Origin of the sequence: Pseudomonas inefficax (genome assembly GCF_900277125.1) — a bacterium.
Classification (GTDB): Bacteria; Pseudomonadota; Gammaproteobacteria; order Pseudomonadales; family Pseudomonadaceae; genus Aquipseudomonas; species Aquipseudomonas inefficax.
The window spans coordinates 308,632-324,348 of sequence record NZ_OPYN01000207.1; the positions used below are offsets into that span (position 1 = coordinate 308,632).

A 15,717-nucleotide genomic window follows, 5' to 3' on the forward strand; every position below is an offset into this window, starting at 1 on the left:
GTCAAGGCACGTTCGGAAGGAAAAGCCTTACAGGACCGAGATTTAGCGCAATAAAAGAATGGGGAAGGACTACCGCGGAGAAAAAAACGCGAGAAAAATCAAACCCACGCAGGCGAATGGAGTTCGAAGTTAAAGTGATTTATCAAGAGTAAGATTTTTTCGGTATTACCAGAGGGCATCTGCTATCGAATAAGCAGGGAAGGAAAGGTGGAGAGTCGATCTGTAAGCCGGGTTTTGTCGAGGACAGTCATTCCTCTACGACGGCCATCACTGGACGCCTCTAGCAACCTACCCGGTTCCGACGCGGGCCACGCCTGATGGAACCCTATTTGGTCTTGCTCCGAGTGGGGTTTACCTAGCCACGAACTGTTGCCAGCCGTGCGGTGCGCTCTTACCGCACCTTTTCACCCTTACCGGCACCGAAGTGCTTAGGCGGTTATTTTCTGTGGCACTTTCCGTAGGCTCGCGCCTCCCAGGCGTTACCTGGCACTCTGCCCTATGGAGCCCGGACTTTCCTCCCCCTGCTGTTGCGGAACAAAAGCAGGCAGCGACTGTCCGATCGACTCTCCGCCGCCAAGATTAACGGCACGCGCGCCCGAGAACAAGCAATACCGGCATTTATATCAATATGCCACTACTCGGCTTTCTGCTTTTCCAGGGCAAGTTGATACAGCAGGTTCTTGCGCACCCCGGTAATTTCCGCAGCCAGCGCCGCCGCCCGCTTGAGTGGCAGCTCGGCCAGCAGCAAGTCGAGCACCCGCTGCGCCTCGGTACTGATCGCCTGCTCGCCCTCCGGCGCGCTCCAGCCACCCACCAACACCACGCACTCACCACGCTGCTGGTTGCTGTCAGCGGCAACGAACGCACGCAACTCGGCCAGGGGCAGGCCCTTGAGGGTCTCGAAGGTCTTGGTCAGCTCGCGCGCCAAAAGCGCCGGGCGCTCGCCACCGAATACCGCCTCCATGTCTTCAAGGCATTCCAGGATACGGTGCGGGGCTTCGTAGAAGATCAGCGTGCGCGGCTCTTCCTTTACCTGCTCCAGGCGTGCCCGGCGCCCCGCCGCCTTGGCCGGCAGGAAGCCTTCGAAGATGAAGCGGTCCGACGGCAGGCCAGCTGCCGACAGCGCGGCGATCAGAGCGCAGGCGCCCGGCACCGGCACCACGTTCACCCCCGCAGCCCGCGCCTGGCGCACCAGGTGGTACCCCGGGTCGGAAATCAGCGGCGTGCCGGCATCGGAAACCAACGCCACATTCTCGCCCGCCAGCAGCTTGGTGAGAAAACGCCCGCCCTCGTCACGCTCGTTGTGCTCATGGCAGGCTGCCAGTGGCGTGTCGATACCGAAGTGCTGCAGCAGGCGGATCGAATGACGAGTGTCTTCCGCCGCGATCAGGGCCACATCCGCCAGCACCTTCAGCGCCCGGGCGCTCATGTCGTCGAGGTTGCCGATAGGGGTTGCGACCACATACAGCGTCCCCACCGTGGATTTCGAAGCCCCTGCCACATCAGTCACTGCGCACACCTGTCGTTCGGATCAAAGGCGCCATTGTAGCCCGAGCGCCTGCAACAGGGCGCAAAGAACTTCGCCGACGACCGATGGCAGGCCACCTATAGTGAAGGATCGACACGGCAACATCGCGCCCCGGCCAGCGCTTGGGTACAATTGCCGGCCACCTTGATCGAGTAACAGGACCTTTACATGATCGCTTGCCTGCGGCTGTTCACAGCCCTCTGCCTTGCTGCCTTGCTGGCAGCCTGCGCCAGCTCGCCCTCATCCAGCCTGGGCGAACTGCCACGCACCCCGGACGCCAGCATCGAGCAACTGCTCGAAAAGGCTGCTTCCAGCAAGTCCGCGGAAGACGCCGCACTGCTGCGCCTGAGCGCAGCCGACCTGGCCTACAGGCAGAAGGACTTCCCACGCGCCGCACGCATCCTCGAGCAGGTGCCGCTGGACACGCTCAAGCCGGCCCAGCAAGTGTTCGCCAGCACCCTGGGTGCCGAGCTGGCCATGAGCCGCAACCAGCCCAAGGCTGCCTTGACCGCCCTGGCCCACCCCAGCCTGCAGCGCGTCGCCGAACTGCCGGAAGAACAGCAAGCGCGCACCTACAGCGTGCACGCCGCCGCCCTCGAAGCCGATGGCCAGGCCTTGGCCGCCGCGCAACAGCGCGTGCTGCTGGCCCCGCTGCTCAGCGGCCAGGCCGCCAGCGCCAACAATGACGCCATCTGGGCTCTGGTCGCCTCGCTGCCGGCAGAGCAACTGCAGCAGCCGGGCAACGACCAGACCCTGGCCGGCTGGACCAGCCTTGCCTTCGCAGTAAAAAGCGCCGGCACCCTGGAGCAGCAGCAAGCGGCGATCGACGCCTGGGTCAAGCAGCACCCGGACCACCCGGCAGCCCAGCAACTGCCGCTGGCGCTGACCAAGCTCAAGGAGCTGGCCAGCCAGCCGCTGACCAAGATTGCCCTGCTGCTGCCTCAGGAAGGCCCGCTGGCCGGTGTTGCCCGCGCCCTGCGTGACGGCTTCATGGCTGCACACTTCCAGGCCCAGCAAGCCGGCCAGCAGGCGCCAGCCGTGCAGGTATTCGACAGCTCGCGCATCGGCTCGCTCGACGACTTCTATCGCCAGGCCCAGGCCGCAGGCGTACAGCTGGTCATCGGCCCGCTGGAAAAACCGCTGGTCAAGCAACTGGCTGCCAAGCCACAACTGCCGATCACCACCCTGGCCCTCAACTACGCCGACGCCGGCCAGAAGGCTCCGCCGCAGCTGTTCCAGTTCGGCCTGGCTGCCGAAGACGAAGCCCGTGAAGTGGCCCGCCGCGCCCGCGCCGACGGCATGGTTCGCGCCGTGGCCCTGGTGCCGAGCGGCGAATGGGGCGACCGCGTGCTTGCCGCCTTCCGCCAGGACTGGGAAGGCAACGGTGGCACCCTGCTTGCCGCGGAGCGCATCGCTCAGCCGGTGGCCCTGGCCCAGCAGATTGCCGACCTGTTCCAGCTGCGCCAGAGCGAAGGCCGCGCCAAGAGCCTGCAGAGCACGGTAGGCGGCAGCATCGCCGCGCAGCCGTCGCGCCGCCAGGACATCGACTTCATCTTCCTCGCCTCGACCCCGCAACAGGCCCAACAGATCAAGCCGACCCTGAACTTCCAGTACGCCGGTGACGTACCGGTCTACGCCACCTCGAACCTGTACAGCGCCAGTGGTGACGTCAACCAGTACAAGGACATGAACGGTATCCGCTTCTGCGAAACCCCATGGCTGCTCGACACCAGCAACAGCCTGCGCCAGCAGGTCGTGCAGCAGTGGCCACAGGCCGCCGGCAGCCTGGGCCGCCTGTATGCCATGGGCGTTGACGCCTACAGCCTGGCGCCGCGACTCGGCCAGCTGAAAGCGCTGCCGGACAACCGCGTACTGGGCCTTTCGGGCAGCTTGAGCATGAACGCCAACCAGCGTGTCGAGCGCCAGCTGCCTTGGGCCGAGTTCGTCGGCGGCCAGGTCCAGCGCCTGCCTGACACCACTCGCTGATGGCAGCAGCGTCGCCCACCAGCGCCGGGCAGGCAGCAGAAACCCAGGCCCTCGAGTACCTCCAGGGGAAGGGCCTGCAACTGCTGGCGCGCAACTGGCGATGCAAAGGCGGTGAGCTTGATCTGGTCATGCTCGACGCCGATACAGTAGTATTCGTCGAAGTCCGCTACCGGTTGCACGCGGGCTTCGGTGGCGCTCTCGGCAGCATCGACGGGCGCAAGCAGAAACGGCTGGTGCTCGCCGCCAGCCTGTTCCTGCAGAAGGAGCCCCACTGGGGCAACCACCCCTGCCGCTTCGACGTAGTCGCCCTGCAGGGCAGCCACCATGCAGGCAGACCGCTTCAATGGCTGAAAAACGCCTTCGAATGCTGAACCCACTCCGATTTTTTTGCTCTATGTTTCGCGGGCTGGTCGTTGTTGCGCGTAGCAAAGACCACCGCCCCACTTAAGGTCACCAGATGGACATGCAATCCCGAATTCGCCGGCTGTTCCAGGCCAGCATCGATACCAAGCAACAGGCAATGGACATCCTGGCACCGCACATCGAGCAGGCCAGCCTGGTCATGGTCAACGCGCTGCTCAACGAGGGCAAGATGCTCGCCTGCGGCAACGGCGGCTCGGCCGGCGATGCCCAGCATTTTTCCTCGGAGCTGCTCAACCGCTTCGAGCGCGAACGCCCGAGCCTGCCGGCCATCGCGCTGACCACCGACAGCTCGACCCTGACCTCGATCGCCAACGACTACAGCTACAACGAAGTCTTTTCCAAGCAGATCCGCGCGCTGGGCCAGCCCGGTGACGTTCTGCTGGCGATCTCCACCAGCGGCAACTCGGCCAACATCATCCAGGCGATCCAGGCCGCACATGACCGCGAAATGATTGTCGTAGCATTGACTGGTCGCGATGGCGGCGGCATGGCTTCGTTGCTGCTGCCCGAAGACGTGGAAATTCGCGTGCCTTCGACGGTTACCGCGCGCATCCAGGAAGTCCACCTGCTGGCGATCCACTGCCTGTGTGATCTGATCGACAGCCAACTGTTCGGGAGTGAAGAATGAACCCTATGCGCCTCGGCCTTATGGCCCTGACCCTGTGCCTGAGCGTCACTGGTTGCAGCTCGGTATTGACATCTACCCGCAATTCGCCGATCGAAGACGATCGGGGCACGCGCACCATCGGCAGCAAGATCGACGACTCGCTGATCGAAACCAAGGCCTCGGTCAACATCGCCAAGGCCAGCCCTGACCTGGACAAAGGCTCGCACATCGTTGTCAGCAGCTACAACGGCATCGTCCTGTTGGCCGGGCAGACCCCGCGCGCCGACCTCAAGAGCCTCGCAGAGCAGACCGCCAGCCAGGTACAGAGGGTCAAGAAAGTGCACAACGAGCTGCAGGTGATGCAGCCTTCCTCGATCCTGGCGCGCAACAACGACGCCTGGCTGACCACCAAGATCAAGACCCAGATGCTGACCGACAATGCCGTGCCAAGCTCGCGCATCAAGGTGATTACCGAGAACGGCATCGTCTACCTGCTCGGCCTGGTGACCCAGCAGGAGGCCAACTCGGCCACTGCCGTGGTACAAGGCGTGTCGGGCGTGCAGAAGATCGTCAAGTTGTTCGAGTACATCGACTGATTCATTGATTGCCTGAGCCGGCCTCTTCGCGGGTAAACCCGCTCCCACAGGGATCTCACGGCTTTCGAGCTTGTGGTATTCCTGTGGGAGCGGGTTTACCCGCGAAGAGGCCAGCACAGGCTACAACCCTGTTCCATCCTTTCAGATACCCAGGAAACACCGCATGAAAAAGCTTCTGCTGCCTGCCCTGCTGTTCGGCACCTTCGCCACCCTGGCCGGCTGCTCCACCCCTAGCCAGATCATCCTCAACGATGGCCGCGAAATCCAGACGGTCGACGTACCGCAGTACGACGCAGACTCCGGCTTCTACGAATTCCAGCAACTCGACGGCAAACGCACCCGCATCAACAAGGACCAGGTACGCACCATCAGCGACCTGTGAGCCAGGCTTGGCGGTAAAGAAAAAGGCGATCCGGTTGGATCGCCTTTTTTTGTTACTTGACCACTTTCAGGCTTGGTCGGCCAGTCGGACGTGGCGGCTGGCCACCACCCCCTGGCGGGCCATCGTCATCCGGCTGCACATCATCATCTTCCTGCTCATCGCCATCCATCAGTGGCGGCTCCAGCTCGAAGACCATGCCCTGGCCATTTTCGCGGGCGTAGATACCCAGGATGGCGCCAACCGGCACGAACAGCGAATGGGCCACACCACTGAAACGGCCCTCGAAGCTGACCGCATCGTTGTCCATGTGCAAACTGCGCACGGCGCTTGGCGAGATGTTCAGGACGATCTGGCCATCACTGGCGAAACCGTCCGGCACCTGAACCTTGGGAAATTCGGCGTTGACCAGCATATGGGGCGTGCAATCGTTGTCGACGATCCACTCGTACAGTGCTCGAACCAGATAGGGGCGACTGGAGTTCATCAACGGCTCCTTAAAGCTTGCGCATTTCACGTTCTACGGAGGACAGGCTCGCCTGGAAAGGCTCGCGGGCGAACTGCCGCTCCATGTAATCCAGCAGCGGCTTGGCTTGCCGCGGCAACTCGATGCCCAACACCGGCAAACGCCAGAGTATGGGCAGTAGACAACAATCGACCAGGCTTTGCTCATCGCTCATGAAACAGGCGAATTCATTGAACAGGGGCGAAACGCCGGTCAGGCTTTCACGCAGGGCCTTGCGCGCCTCGGTGCGGGCAGCCTCGCTGCTGCGCGAATCGAGTACGGTATCGGCCAGAACACACCAGTCGCGCTGAATGCGGTGCATCAGCAGACGGCTGTTGCCGCGCGCAACCGGGTAGACCGGCATCAGCGGCGGGTGTGGGTAACGCTCTTCGAGGTATTCCATCACCACGGTCGATTCATACAACGCCAGGTCACGGTCAACCAGCGTCGGCAGGCTGCCGTAAGGGTTGACCTCGGCCAGCCTGGGCGGCAGGCGGGCGGGGTCGACATCGATGACCTGCACGCTGACGCCCTTCTCCGCCAGCACCAGGCGTACCCGATGGGAATAGTGGTCAGCGGGATCGGAATAGCAGGCTAACCTGTTGGTTGCGCCCATGTAGCGGCTCCTCGCACGAGATGCTTGTGCAACTGTAAATGAAAACGCGCCCGGGGCACCCTCGCATTTCTGCGGGGGCGCCCCGGGCGCGTTCAACAACCAGAAACTACTGCGTGATCAGTGCACGTCCTTCCAGTATTCACGCTTGAGCAAGTAGGCGAATACGAAGAAGAAAGCCAGGTACAGCAACACATAGGTACCGATGCGCTGGCTTTCCAGTTTGACCGGGTTGGCCGAATAGGCCAGGAAGGTCACCAGGTTCTTGACCTTCTCGTCGAACTGCTCGGTCGTCAGGGTACCGGATTTCGGCGTAATGGTCAGCTGGTCGCAGGCTTCATGGGTGATGGGGCTACCGGTCAACGGGTCGAATTGCTTCTTGCCATCGGTCACGGTCTGCACCTGTTTGCAGCCAACCACCTGGTTGCCTTGCAGGCCGACCAGCACGTTAGGCATGCCGACGTTCGGGAACACCTTGTTGTTCACCCCGTAAGGCCGCGATGGGTCCTCGTAGAAGCTGCGCAGATAGGTGTACAGCCAGTCGGTGCCACGCACCCGGGCTACCAGGGTCAGGTCGGGCGGTGCGGCGCCGAACCAGGTCTTGGCATCGCTGGGCTTCATGCCGATCTGCATGTGGTCACCGATCTTGGCACCGGTGAACACCAGCTTCTCGAGCATCAGCTCGTGGGGGATGCCAAGGTCATCGGCCACCCGCTCGTAACGCTGGAACTTGGCGCTGTGGCAACCCATGCAATAGTTGGCAAAGGTACGCGCACCGTCCTGCATGGCGGCCTTGTCGCTCAGGTCGATGTCGACCTTGTCCAGCTCCAGGCCATGTTCGGCCGCGAAGGAAAAGGCAGGCATCACTGCCAGCAAAAATACTGCAATCAACTTTTTCATCAGCCAGTCACCCTTTCCGGAACCGGTTTGGTCTTCTCGAGCCTTGTGTAGAACGGCATCAGCAGGAAGTAGGCGAAGTACAACACCGTGCACACCTGCGACAGCAAGGTACGCCCGGGTGTCGGCGCCAATACGCCGAGCACGCCGAGGATGACGAAGGCCACACAGAACACCAGCAGGAAGAGCTTGCTGATCCAGCCCTTGTAGCGCATGGAGCGCACCGGGCTGCGGTCGAGCCAGGGCAGCACGAACAGCACGGCAATGGCCGCACCCATGGCGATGACGCCCATCAGCTTGTCAGGCACCGCACGCAGGATCGCGTAGAACGGTGTGAAGTACCACACAGGCGCAATGTGCTCGGGGGTCTTGAAGGCGTTGGCCTGCTCGAAGTTCGGTTTCTCCAGGAAGTAGCCGCCCATTTCAGGGAAGAAGAACACCACGGCGCAGAACACGAACAGGAACACCACCACACCGACAATGTCCTTCACGGTGTAGTACGGATGGAACGGGATGCCGTCCAGCGGGATGCCGTTTTCGTCCTTTTTCTTCTTGATGTCGACGCCGTCAGGGTTGTTCGAACCCACTTCGTGCAGGGCGAGGATGTGCAGTACCACCAGGCCGAGGATGACGATCGGCAAGGCCACCACGTGCAGGGCGAAGAAGCGGTTCAGGGTGATGCCCGAGATCAGGTAGTCACCACGGATCCACTGGGTGAGGTCGTCACCGATCACCGGGATGGCACCAAACAGCGAAATGATCACCTGGGCACCCCAGTAGGACATCTGCCCCCACGGCAGCAGGTAACCCATGAAGGCTTCGGCCATCAGCGCCAGGTAGATCAGCATGCCGAACAGCCACACCAGCTCGCGAGGCTTCTGATACGAGCCGTAGAGCAAGCCGCGGAACATGTGCAGGTAGACCACGATGAAGAACGCCGACGCACCGGTGGAGTGCAGGTAGCGCAGGATCCAGCCGTACTCCACGTCACGCATGATGTACTCGACCGAGGCGAATGCCTCTTCTGCCGAGGGCGTGAAGCTCATGGTCAGCCACACACCAGTGACGATCTGGTTGACCAGCACCAGCAGCGCCAGGGAGCCGAAGAAGTACAGGAAGTTGAAGTTCTTGGGCGCGTAATACTTGCTCAGGTGGTCTTCCCACATCTTGGTGGCGGGGAAGCGAGCATCAATCCAGTCCATGAACTTGCTCATCATGCGTTCTCCTGGTCAACGCCGATGACGACGATCTCGTCCGACTCGTAAGAGTGCGGTGGCACGGGCAGGTTGAGGGGCGCCGGCTGCGACTTGTAGACACGGCCAGCCAGGTCGTAGTGGGAGCCGTGGCACGGGCAGAAATAGCCACCGACCCATTTCGGCCCAAGGTCGGCGGGTGCGACTTCCGGGCGGAAGGTGGGCGAGCAGCCCAGGTGCGTGCACAGGCCGACGAGGATGAGGATTTCCGGCTTGATCGAACGGACCTGTGGGTCGACATAGGTGGGCTGTACCGAGGCCTTGGACTCAGGGTCAGCCAGATCACCAACGACCTTTTTCAGGTTACCGAGAATTTCGTCCGTTCGCCGCACGATGAACACCGGCTGGCCACGCCACTCGGCCACCATCTGCTGCCCGGCCTCGACCTTGGCGATATTGACCTTCACCGGTGCACCTGCGGCTTTCGCCTTGGCACTGGGAAACCATGACCCCACGAACGGTACCGCAGCCCCCACTGCCCCCGCCGCCCCGACTACAGATGTCGCGGCTACGAGGAAGCGGCGCCGGCCTGCGTTGACGCCGTCATTGCTCATTCAGTCCTCTCCCATCAGCTTGCTTGGCCTGTTGAACCAGACCCTGTACTTAGGTTGTGTCAGTGGCGCTAAAAATTGGTCGCCATGGTAAGAAACAAATCCACACACTGACAAGGTGAATACCCCAGCCAGGGGGCACTACCCGCGCTTTGCTTGATCTGCGTCTATGCGACAAGTGGTCACTGACATGCTGACAGGTTAGTTCAAGACATAAAAAAAGCCCGGTTCCAAGGAACCGGGCTTTTTTCGACTGCCGAAGCGGTATTAACGCTTGGAGTACTGAGGACGCTTACGCGCTTTACGCAGACCCACTTTCTTACGCTCGACTTCACGAGCGTCGCGGGTGACGTAGCCAGCACGACGCAGAGCGCCACGCAGGGTTTCGTCGTATTCCATCAGAGCGCGGGTGATACCGTGACGGATCGCACCGGCTTGACCGCTGACACCACCACCGGAAACGGTGACGTAGATGTCGAACTTCTCGACGGTTTCGGTCAGCTCGAGTGGCTGACGAACAACCATGCGAGCGGTTTCGCGACCGAAGAACACGTCCAGAGAACGGTTGTTGATGGAAATGTTACCAGTACCCGGACGCAGGAATACGCGAGCGGTTGCGGTCTTGCGACGGCCAGTGCCGTAGTTTTGAGTCGCCGACATAATGAACTATCCCGTTAGATCTTCAGTTCTTGAGGCTGCTGAGCAGTGTGTGGGTGAGCAGCACCCGCGTACACTTTCAGCTTGCGGTACATGTCGCGACCCAGCGGGTTCTTCGGCAGCATGCCTTTGACCGCAGTTTCGATAACACGCTCAGGGGCCTTGGCGATCAACTTCTCGAAGTTGATTTCCTTGATACCGCCCGGGAAACCGGAGTGGGAGTAGTACATTTTGTCGGAAGACTTGGCACCAGTCACACGAACCTGCTCGGCGTTGATAACGACGATGTAGTCGCCGGTGTCAACGTGAGGGGTGTATTCTGGTTTGTGTTTGCCACGCAGACGGCTAGCGATTTCGGTAGCCAGACGACCCAGGGTCTGGCCAGCGGCGTCGACTACGAACCACTCGCGCTTTACTGTTTCCGGTTTAGCAGTAAAAGTTTTCATTCTCTAAAGCCTCAGAGGCCGCCCAGCGAAAAATAGACGGCGAATCTTACTGGATAGTGCACAGCTTGCCAAGGGCAAGCGCGCAGCCGAACGCTGACGCTTTGGGGGCTCGGGTCAGGCACGCCAATGTTCGACGGGGTTCTTCCTGCGTGGTGGTGCATCACTTCCGCCACACGGAGAGCTGCCGAATTATCCAGATTGCGCGAAAAATTTCAACCTGCTTTGATGTTTTCATTTGCCAAGGAGTGTCTATCCGATGGAATACCGCCAGCTCGGCCGTACCGACCTCAACGTCAGCGCCCTGTGCCTGGGCACCATGACCTGGGGCGAACAGAATGACCAGGCCGAGGCCTTCGCGCAGATTGCCCGGGCCAAGGCCGCAGGGGTCAACTTCATCGATACCGCCGAGATGTACCCGGTACCGCCCCGCCCCGAAACCTACGCCGCCACCGAGCGCATCATCGGCAACTGGTTCAAGGCCAATGGTGATCGCGACGCCTGGGTGCTGGCGAGCAAGGTCGCAGGCCCCGGCAACGGCATCAGCCACATTCGCGACGGCCAGCTCAAGCACAACCGCCAGCACATCGTCGCGGCGCTGGACGAGAGCCTCAAGCGCCTGCAGACCGACCGCATCGACCTGTACCAGCTGCATTGGCCGGAGCGCAACACCAACTTCTTCGGCAAGCTGGGCTACCAGCACCTGCCCCAGGACCACTTCACCCCGCTGGAAGAAACCCTCGAAGCGCTGGACGAGCAGGTACGCGCGGGCAAGATCCGCCACATCGGCCTGTCCAACGAAACGCCGTGGGGCACCATGAAGTTCCTGCAACTGGCCGAAAGCCGTGGCTGGCCGCGGGCGGTGTCGATCCAGAACCCGTACAACCTGCTCAACCGCAGCTTCGAGGTGGGCCTGGCGGAAGTCGCTATCCGCGAGCAGTGCGGCCTGCTGGCCTACTCACCGTTGGCGTTCGGCATGCTTTCGGGCAAGTACGAGAACGGCGCACGGCCAGAGAAAGCGCGCCTGACCCTGTTCAGCCGCTTTGCCCGCTATTCCAATCCACAGACCGTGGCGGCGTGCAGCCGTTATGTGCAGCTGGCCCGCGAGCACGGCCTGGACCCGGCGCAGATGGCCCTGGCGTTCGTCACCCGGCAGCCGTTCGTGACCAGCAACATCATTGGCGCGACCAGCCTGGAGCAGCTGGACAGCAACCTGGCCAGTCTCGAGCTGAGTTTGAGTGATGAACTGCTGGCGGCGATCGAGTCGATTCACCAGGAGCAACCGAACCCGGCGCCTTGAGCGGACCCTGTGCGGGCTTCTTCGCGGGCTTGCCCGCTCCCACAGGTACTGCACAGCCCTTGAACGGTGCGCGGTGCCTGTGGGAGCGGGCGAGCCCGCGAAGAAACCAGTGCGGCGCAGCAGGCTAGACACAGTCGCCAAAAAATAAGACGATCCAGCCGGTGATTGACCACTCTACCCTATAAGAACAATGACAATGATGTTTACCCAACCCTCCGCGTCGCTGCGGCGCGTCAGCATCCTGGCCATTGACAAGGTGTTCGCTTCGACCTTGATGCAGGCCAAGGATTTCTTCCACCTCGCCAGCTTGCGCTACAGCAAACAGCTGGGCCTGGGCCTGCAGCCCATGTTCGAGATCCGCCTGGTGAGCCCGGACGGCCAGCCCGTTGACAGCTTCAGCAATGTGCAGCTGCCGGTCGAAGGTGGCCTTGACGACGCCGATGTGATCATCCTCCCGGCCTTCTGGGACGACTTCGACAACCTGCTGCAACGTTATCCACAGGTGCTGCCGTGGCTGCGTGAACAGCATGCGCGTGGCGCGGTGCTGTGCGCCGAGGCCAGTGGCGTCTTCTGGCTGGCCGAGTCCGGCCTGCTCGACGGCAAGGAAGCGACTACCTACTGGCGCTTCTTCACCAGCTTTGCCGAACGTTTCCCGAAGATCCGGCTGAACCAGGACAAGCACCTGACCGACGCCGACAATATCTATTGTGCTGGCGGCGCCACTTCAGCCTGCGACCTGTACATCTACCTGATCGAACGCTTCTGCGGCGCCAACGTGGCCCGCGCCGTATCCCGCGACATCCTCTACGAAGTGCAGCGCAACTACACCCCGGGGCGCATGGGCTTTGGCGGGCAGAAGTTGCACCAGGACCTGATCATCCTGCAGATCCAGCACTGGCTGGAGGAACACTTCGCCGACAAGTTCCGCTTCGAGGATGTGGCTCGCAACCACGGCATGAGCATTCGCAACTTCATGCGCCGCTTCCAGGGCGCGACGGGTGACAAGCCGCTGCATTACCTGCAACGGCTACGGATCGAGACGGCCAAGGGGTTGTTGTCGAGTACGCGCAAGAGCATCAAGACCATCAGTTACGAGGTGGGCTATGACGATGCCAGTTTCTTTGCGCGGCTGTTCCGTCAGCACACCGAGTTGTCGCCGAACCAGTATCGGCAGCAGTTCATGCAGGAAGCTTGAGGACAATGGGGCTGCTTTGCAGCCCATCGCGACACAAGGCCGCTCCTACAGGAGATCGCGTACCCCTGTAGGAGCGGCCTTGTGTCGCGATGGGCCGCAAAGCGGCCCCAAGAATCTTAAGGCTTGTGCGCCCGTGCCAGGAACTCGTGCGACTGCATCTCCAGCAACCGGCTCAGGGTGCGCTGGAACTCGAACGCCAGGCGCCCACCGGTATACAGGTCCTTCAGCTCCACCTCGGCCGAGATGATCAGCTTGACGTTGCGGTCGTAGAACTCATCCACCATGTTGATGAAGCGGCGGGCGATGTCGTCGGTGGTGACCCCCATCTGCTCCACGTTGCTCAACAGTACGGCATGGAAGATCTTGCCCAGTTCGATGTAGTCGTTCTGGCTGCGAGGGCCGTCGCACAGGGCGCGGAAGTCGAACCAGGCCACGTCGTCACAGGTAAGCAGCGCATTGATCGGTCGATTCTCGATCATCAGCACGTCGTTCTCGACCGCCTGGGTGCACTCGGGGGTCAGTGCCTTGAAGCTTGCGCGCAGGCTCTGGTGCGCTGCTTCATCGAGCGGGTAGTGGTAAAGCTCGGCCTGCTCCAGGTGACGCAGGCGGTAGTCGACCCCGCTGTCGACGTTCACCACCTCGGTGTACTGCTTGATCATGGCGATGGCCGGCAGGAATCGCGCGCGCTGCAGGCCGTCCTTGTACAGGCCGTCCGGCACGATGTTGGAAGTGGCCACCAGCGATACGCCGTTCTTGAACAACTCTTCCATCAGGGTGCCGAGGATCATCGCGTCGGTAATGTCCGACACGAAGAATTCGTCGAAGCAGATCACCTTGGCTTCTTCGCTGAAGCGCTTGGCGATGATGGTCAGCGGGTTTTTCTCGCCCTTGAGGGTTTTCATTTCCTCGTGCACACGCTTCATGAAGCGGTGGAAGTGCGTGCGCATCTTCTGCTTGAACGGCAGCGCCTCGAAGAAGGTATCGACCAGGTAGGTCTTGCCGCGCCCTACCCCACCCCAGAAGTACAGGCCCTTGATCGGGGTCTGTTCCTTCTTGCCGAACAGCTTGCCGAACACACCCGGCTTGTTGTTCTGCGCATGTACCAGGTCGTCGTACAGGCGCTGCAGGTGACGCACAGCAGTTTCCTGCGCCGCGTCATGGAAGAAGTCGGGACGTTTCAGATCTGCTTGATATCGTTCTAGGGGCGTCATGATTCGTTAGCGAGGCAACAAAAAACGGGCCGTCACTGTAGCGACAGGCCCGCTTAATGGCAATGCGACTTGCGTCAATATGCCTCATTTACGCTGTATGGCACCGGCGTTGCCGGTGTTCGCGGGTGAACCCGCTCCCACAGGAGAAATACCTGTAGGAGCGGGTTCACCCGCGAATAGACCAGTACAGGCAGGTGCGATATTTCAGTCCTGCTGTGGTGCCAGGGCTGCACGCAGGCTTTCGATGGCCGCATCACGAGCTTCGGCGCTGTCGAACTGCGCCCCGTCGGCAACCTGCTCGCCGTTCAGCCACAGGCCGAAGCCCAAGCCTTCGACGCGCACATCCGCCTCGCCACCCTGCTGCAGCTGCTTGCTCACGGCGCCGGCGCTCTTGCCGTCGGCGAAGCTGCGCGACAGCAGCAGTTGTTCGCCGTCAGCGGCCAGCAGACGGAAGCGGAAGCTGCCGTCTTCATCACGGAAGCTGACGAAACGCGCGCTCTTGGCGGCCTTTTTCTTCACTTCGGTGCTGGCCTGCACGCTGCTGCGGAACGACCGCAGGCCAACAGCCTCGCGCAGCTGCTCGAGGAACGGCGTGGCGATCTTGCGGGCCTTGGCGGCGCCAGCCAGCAGGATGTCTTCCAGGTCCGCCGGGCGGGCGATCAACTGGTGGTAGTACTCGCGCTTCTCGGCCAACTGGCCGTCCAGCAGCTGGAACAGGCGCTGCTTGGCCTCGCCCCAGCCCAGGCCCTGCAGCAGCTCTTCACGGAACTCGGCGCACTGCGCCTGCGTCGAGAAGGCCTGGAAAAGGGTGAACAGGTGCGCGTTGTCCGGGTCTTTCGCTTCGCCAGGCGCGCGCGAGTCGGTGACGATGCGCGAGATCGCGTCTTTCATCTCCTTGGCGCTGGTGAACAGCGGGATGGTGTTGTCGTAGCTCTTGGACATCTTGCGCCCGTCCAGGCCCGGCAGGGTCGCCACGCTCTCTTCGATCACCGCTTCCGGCAGGGCGAAGAAGTCCTTGCCCTGGCCGAAAAGGTGGTTGAAGCGCTGGCCGATGTCGCGGGCCATTTCCACGTGCTGGATCTGGTCACGGCCGACCGGCACCTTGTTGGCATTGAACATCAGGATGTCCGCAGCCATCAGCACCGGGTAGCTGTACAGGCCCATGGTCACGCCGGCATCCGGGTCTTCGCCGTTTTCCAGGTTCTTGTCCACCGAGGCCTTGTAGGCATGTGCGCGGTTGAGCAGGCCCTTGGCGCTGACGCAGGTCAGCAGCCAGGTCAGCTCGGGGATTTCCGGGATGTCAGACTGGCGGTAGAAGGTCACCTTGTCCGGATCGAGGCCACCGGCCAGCCAGGTAGCGGCGATTTCCAGGCGCGAACGCTGGATGCGCAGCGGGTCGTCGCACTTGATCAGGGCGTGGTAGTCGGCCAGGAAGTAGAACGAGTCGACACCGGGCTGCTGGCTGGCACGGATCGCCGGGCGGATGGCGCCGGCATAGTTGCCCAGGTGCGGAGTGCCGGTGGTGGTGATACCGGTGAGAATGCGCGTGGTCATGGGTGTTCGCTTATTCAGG

At 61.8% G+C, this 15,717-nt stretch carries 17 protein-coding genes and 1 other RNA gene; 7 read left to right on the forward strand and 11 right to left on the reverse strand.

All coding sequences use genetic code 11. The annotated features are described in order from the left end of the window. Positions 1-207 precede the first annotated feature (207 nt). Positions 208-567: RNase P RNA component class A (gene rnpB, locus JV551A3_RS26450), an RNA gene on the reverse strand. Between the two features lie 67 nt (positions 568-634). Beyond that, a complete protein-coding gene (gene rsmI, locus JV551A3_RS26455) occupies positions 635-1,510 on the reverse strand; it encodes a 16S rRNA (cytidine(1402)-2'-O)-methyltransferase (RefSeq protein WP_133975284.1) in 876 nt (291 codons plus the stop codon). A 186-nt stretch (positions 1,511-1,696) separates the two neighbouring features. Between rsmI and JV551A3_RS26460 the strand changes: the two genes are divergently transcribed. The 5 genes from JV551A3_RS26460 (at position 1,697) to JV551A3_RS26480 (ending at position 5,522) form a co-directional block, all read left to right on the forward strand. After that, positions 1,697-3,514: a penicillin-binding protein activator gene (locus JV551A3_RS26460; RefSeq protein ID WP_133975286.1), complete on the forward strand. Its 1,818-nt coding sequence runs from the start codon at positions 1,697-1,699 to the stop codon at positions 3,512-3,514. Next, the gene (locus tag JV551A3_RS26465) at positions 3,514-3,885 is read left to right on the forward strand and encodes a YraN family protein (protein ID WP_112250299.1); all 372 of its coding nucleotides are present in this window, start codon (positions 3,514-3,516) and stop codon (positions 3,883-3,885) included. Before JV551A3_RS26460 ends, JV551A3_RS26465 begins: the two co-directional genes overlap by 1 nt. 86 nt (positions 3,886-3,971) lie before the next feature. After that, positions 3,972-4,565 (forward strand): phosphoheptose isomerase, encoded by a 594-nt coding sequence (locus JV551A3_RS26470; protein ID WP_056801807.1) that lies wholly within the window; start codon positions 3,972-3,974, stop codon positions 4,563-4,565. Continuing rightward, positions 4,562-5,140 (forward strand): BON domain-containing protein, encoded by a 579-nt coding sequence (locus tag JV551A3_RS26475; protein WP_112250297.1) that lies wholly within the window; start codon positions 4,562-4,564, stop codon positions 5,138-5,140. The genes JV551A3_RS26470 and JV551A3_RS26475 overlap by 4 nt, the downstream gene beginning before the upstream one ends. A gap of 163 nt (positions 5,141-5,303) precedes the next feature. Next, a complete protein-coding gene (locus tag JV551A3_RS26480; RefSeq protein WP_112250295.1) occupies positions 5,304-5,522 on the forward strand; it encodes a YgdI/YgdR family lipoprotein in 219 nt (72 codons plus the stop codon). A gap of 52 nt (positions 5,523-5,574) precedes the next feature. Here the strand turns inward: JV551A3_RS26480 and JV551A3_RS26485 are convergent, their stop codons facing one another. The 7 genes from JV551A3_RS26485 to rplM all read right to left on the reverse strand — a co-directional run bounded on the left by JV551A3_RS26485 (position 5,575) and on the right by rplM (position 10,441). After that, entirely contained in the window at positions 5,575-6,006 is a 432-nt protein-coding gene (locus JV551A3_RS26485; RefSeq protein ID WP_133975288.1) for a ClpXP protease specificity-enhancing factor, read from the reverse strand. A 10-nt stretch (positions 6,007-6,016) separates the two neighbouring features. Then, complete coding sequence (locus JV551A3_RS26490) at positions 6,017-6,640, reverse strand: glutathione S-transferase N-terminal domain-containing protein (protein WP_112250291.1); 624 nt, start codon at positions 6,638-6,640, stop codon at positions 6,017-6,019. A 117-nt stretch (positions 6,641-6,757) separates the two neighbouring features. Then, the gene (locus JV551A3_RS26495; protein WP_133975290.1) at positions 6,758-7,537 is read right to left on the reverse strand and encodes a cytochrome c1; all 780 of its coding nucleotides are present in this window, start codon (positions 7,535-7,537) and stop codon (positions 6,758-6,760) included. Further along, positions 7,537-8,748: a cytochrome b gene (locus JV551A3_RS26500; protein ID WP_024717460.1), complete on the reverse strand. Its 1,212-nt coding sequence runs from the start codon at positions 8,746-8,748 to the stop codon at positions 7,537-7,539. Before JV551A3_RS26500 ends, JV551A3_RS26495 begins: the two co-directional genes overlap by 1 nt. Continuing rightward, complete coding sequence (gene petA, locus JV551A3_RS26505; RefSeq protein ID WP_015271723.1) at positions 8,748-9,341, reverse strand: ubiquinol-cytochrome c reductase iron-sulfur subunit; 594 nt, start codon at positions 9,339-9,341, stop codon at positions 8,748-8,750. Before petA ends, JV551A3_RS26500 begins: the two co-directional genes overlap by 1 nt. Positions 9,342-9,605: 264 nt before the next feature. After that, positions 9,606-9,998, reverse strand: coding sequence for a 30S ribosomal protein S9 (gene rpsI, locus JV551A3_RS26510; RefSeq protein ID WP_003260797.1), 393 nt, complete (start codon positions 9,996-9,998; stop codon positions 9,606-9,608). 14 nt (positions 9,999-10,012) lie between these two features. Continuing rightward, the gene (rplM, locus tag JV551A3_RS26515; RefSeq protein WP_003260798.1) at positions 10,013-10,441 is read right to left on the reverse strand and encodes a 50S ribosomal protein L13; all 429 of its coding nucleotides are present in this window, start codon (positions 10,439-10,441) and stop codon (positions 10,013-10,015) included. A gap of 256 nt (positions 10,442-10,697) precedes the next feature. Here rplM and JV551A3_RS26520 point away from each other — a divergent pair, with 256 nt between their 5' ends. Continuing rightward, positions 10,698-11,738: an NADP(H)-dependent aldo-keto reductase gene (locus JV551A3_RS26520; protein ID WP_133975292.1), complete on the forward strand. Its 1,041-nt coding sequence runs from the start codon at positions 10,698-10,700 to the stop codon at positions 11,736-11,738. A gap of 274 nt (positions 11,739-12,012) precedes the next feature. Beyond that, positions 12,013-12,933 carry a GlxA family transcriptional regulator gene (locus tag JV551A3_RS26525; RefSeq protein WP_177421376.1) on the forward strand — a complete coding sequence of 307 codons (921 nt, stop codon included), beginning with the start codon at positions 12,013-12,015 and terminating at the stop codon, positions 12,931-12,933. 116 nt (positions 12,934-13,049) lie between these two features. Here the strand turns inward: JV551A3_RS26525 and zapE are convergent, their stop codons facing one another. Together zapE and JV551A3_RS26535 are read right to left on the reverse strand one after the other, a co-directional pair. Beyond that, on the reverse strand, positions 13,050-14,144 hold the full coding sequence (gene zapE / locus JV551A3_RS26530) for a cell division protein ZapE (protein ID WP_112250287.1): 1,095 nt from the start codon (positions 14,142-14,144) through the stop codon (positions 13,050-13,052). Between the two features lie 204 nt (positions 14,145-14,348). Beyond that, the gene (locus JV551A3_RS26535; protein ID WP_133975294.1) at positions 14,349-15,698 is read right to left on the reverse strand and encodes a tryptophan--tRNA ligase; all 1,350 of its coding nucleotides are present in this window, start codon (positions 15,696-15,698) and stop codon (positions 14,349-14,351) included. Positions 15,699-15,717: the final 19 nt, after the last annotated feature.

Coding starts and splice junctions, on each gene's coding strand:
- JV551A3_RS26460 (WP_133975286.1), top strand. CDS start 1,697: ATGATCGCTTGCCTGCGGCTGTTCACAGCCCTCTGCCTTGCTGCCTTG.
- JV551A3_RS26465 (WP_112250299.1), top strand. CDS start 3,514: ATGGCAGCAGCGTCGCCCACCAGCGCCGGGCAGGCAGCAGAAACCCAG.
- JV551A3_RS26470 (WP_056801807.1), top strand. CDS start 3,972: ATGGACATGCAATCCCGAATTCGCCGGCTGTTCCAGGCCAGCATCGAT.
- JV551A3_RS26475 (WP_112250297.1), top strand. CDS start 4,562: ATGAACCCTATGCGCCTCGGCCTTATGGCCCTGACCCTGTGCCTGAGC.
- JV551A3_RS26480 (WP_112250295.1), top strand. CDS start 5,304: ATGAAAAAGCTTCTGCTGCCTGCCCTGCTGTTCGGCACCTTCGCCACC.
- JV551A3_RS26485 (WP_133975288.1), bottom strand. CDS start 6,006: ATGAACTCCAGTCGCCCCTATCTGGTTCGAGCACTGTACGAGTGGATC.
- JV551A3_RS26490 (WP_112250291.1), bottom strand. CDS start 6,640: ATGGGCGCAACCAACAGGTTAGCCTGCTATTCCGATCCCGCTGACCAC.
- JV551A3_RS26495 (WP_133975290.1), bottom strand. CDS start 7,537: ATGAAAAAGTTGATTGCAGTATTTTTGCTGGCAGTGATGCCTGCCTTT.
- JV551A3_RS26500 (WP_024717460.1), bottom strand. CDS start 8,748: ATGAGCAAGTTCATGGACTGGATTGATGCTCGCTTCCCCGCCACCAAG.
- petA (WP_015271723.1), bottom strand. CDS start 9,341: ATGAGCAATGACGGCGTCAACGCAGGCCGGCGCCGCTTCCTCGTAGCC.
- rpsI (WP_003260797.1), bottom strand. CDS start 9,998: ATGTCGGCGACTCAAAACTACGGCACTGGCCGTCGCAAGACCGCAACC.
- rplM (WP_003260798.1), bottom strand. CDS start 10,441: ATGAAAACTTTTACTGCTAAACCGGAAACAGTAAAGCGCGAGTGGTTC.
- JV551A3_RS26520 (WP_133975292.1), top strand. CDS start 10,698: ATGGAATACCGCCAGCTCGGCCGTACCGACCTCAACGTCAGCGCCCTG.
- JV551A3_RS26525 (WP_177421376.1), top strand. CDS start 12,013: ATGCAGGCCAAGGATTTCTTCCACCTCGCCAGCTTGCGCTACAGCAAA.
- zapE (WP_112250287.1), bottom strand. CDS start 14,144: ATGACGCCCCTAGAACGATATCAAGCAGATCTGAAACGTCCCGACTTC.
- JV551A3_RS26535 (WP_133975294.1), bottom strand. CDS start 15,698: ATGACCACGCGCATTCTCACCGGTATCACCACCACCGGCACTCCGCAC.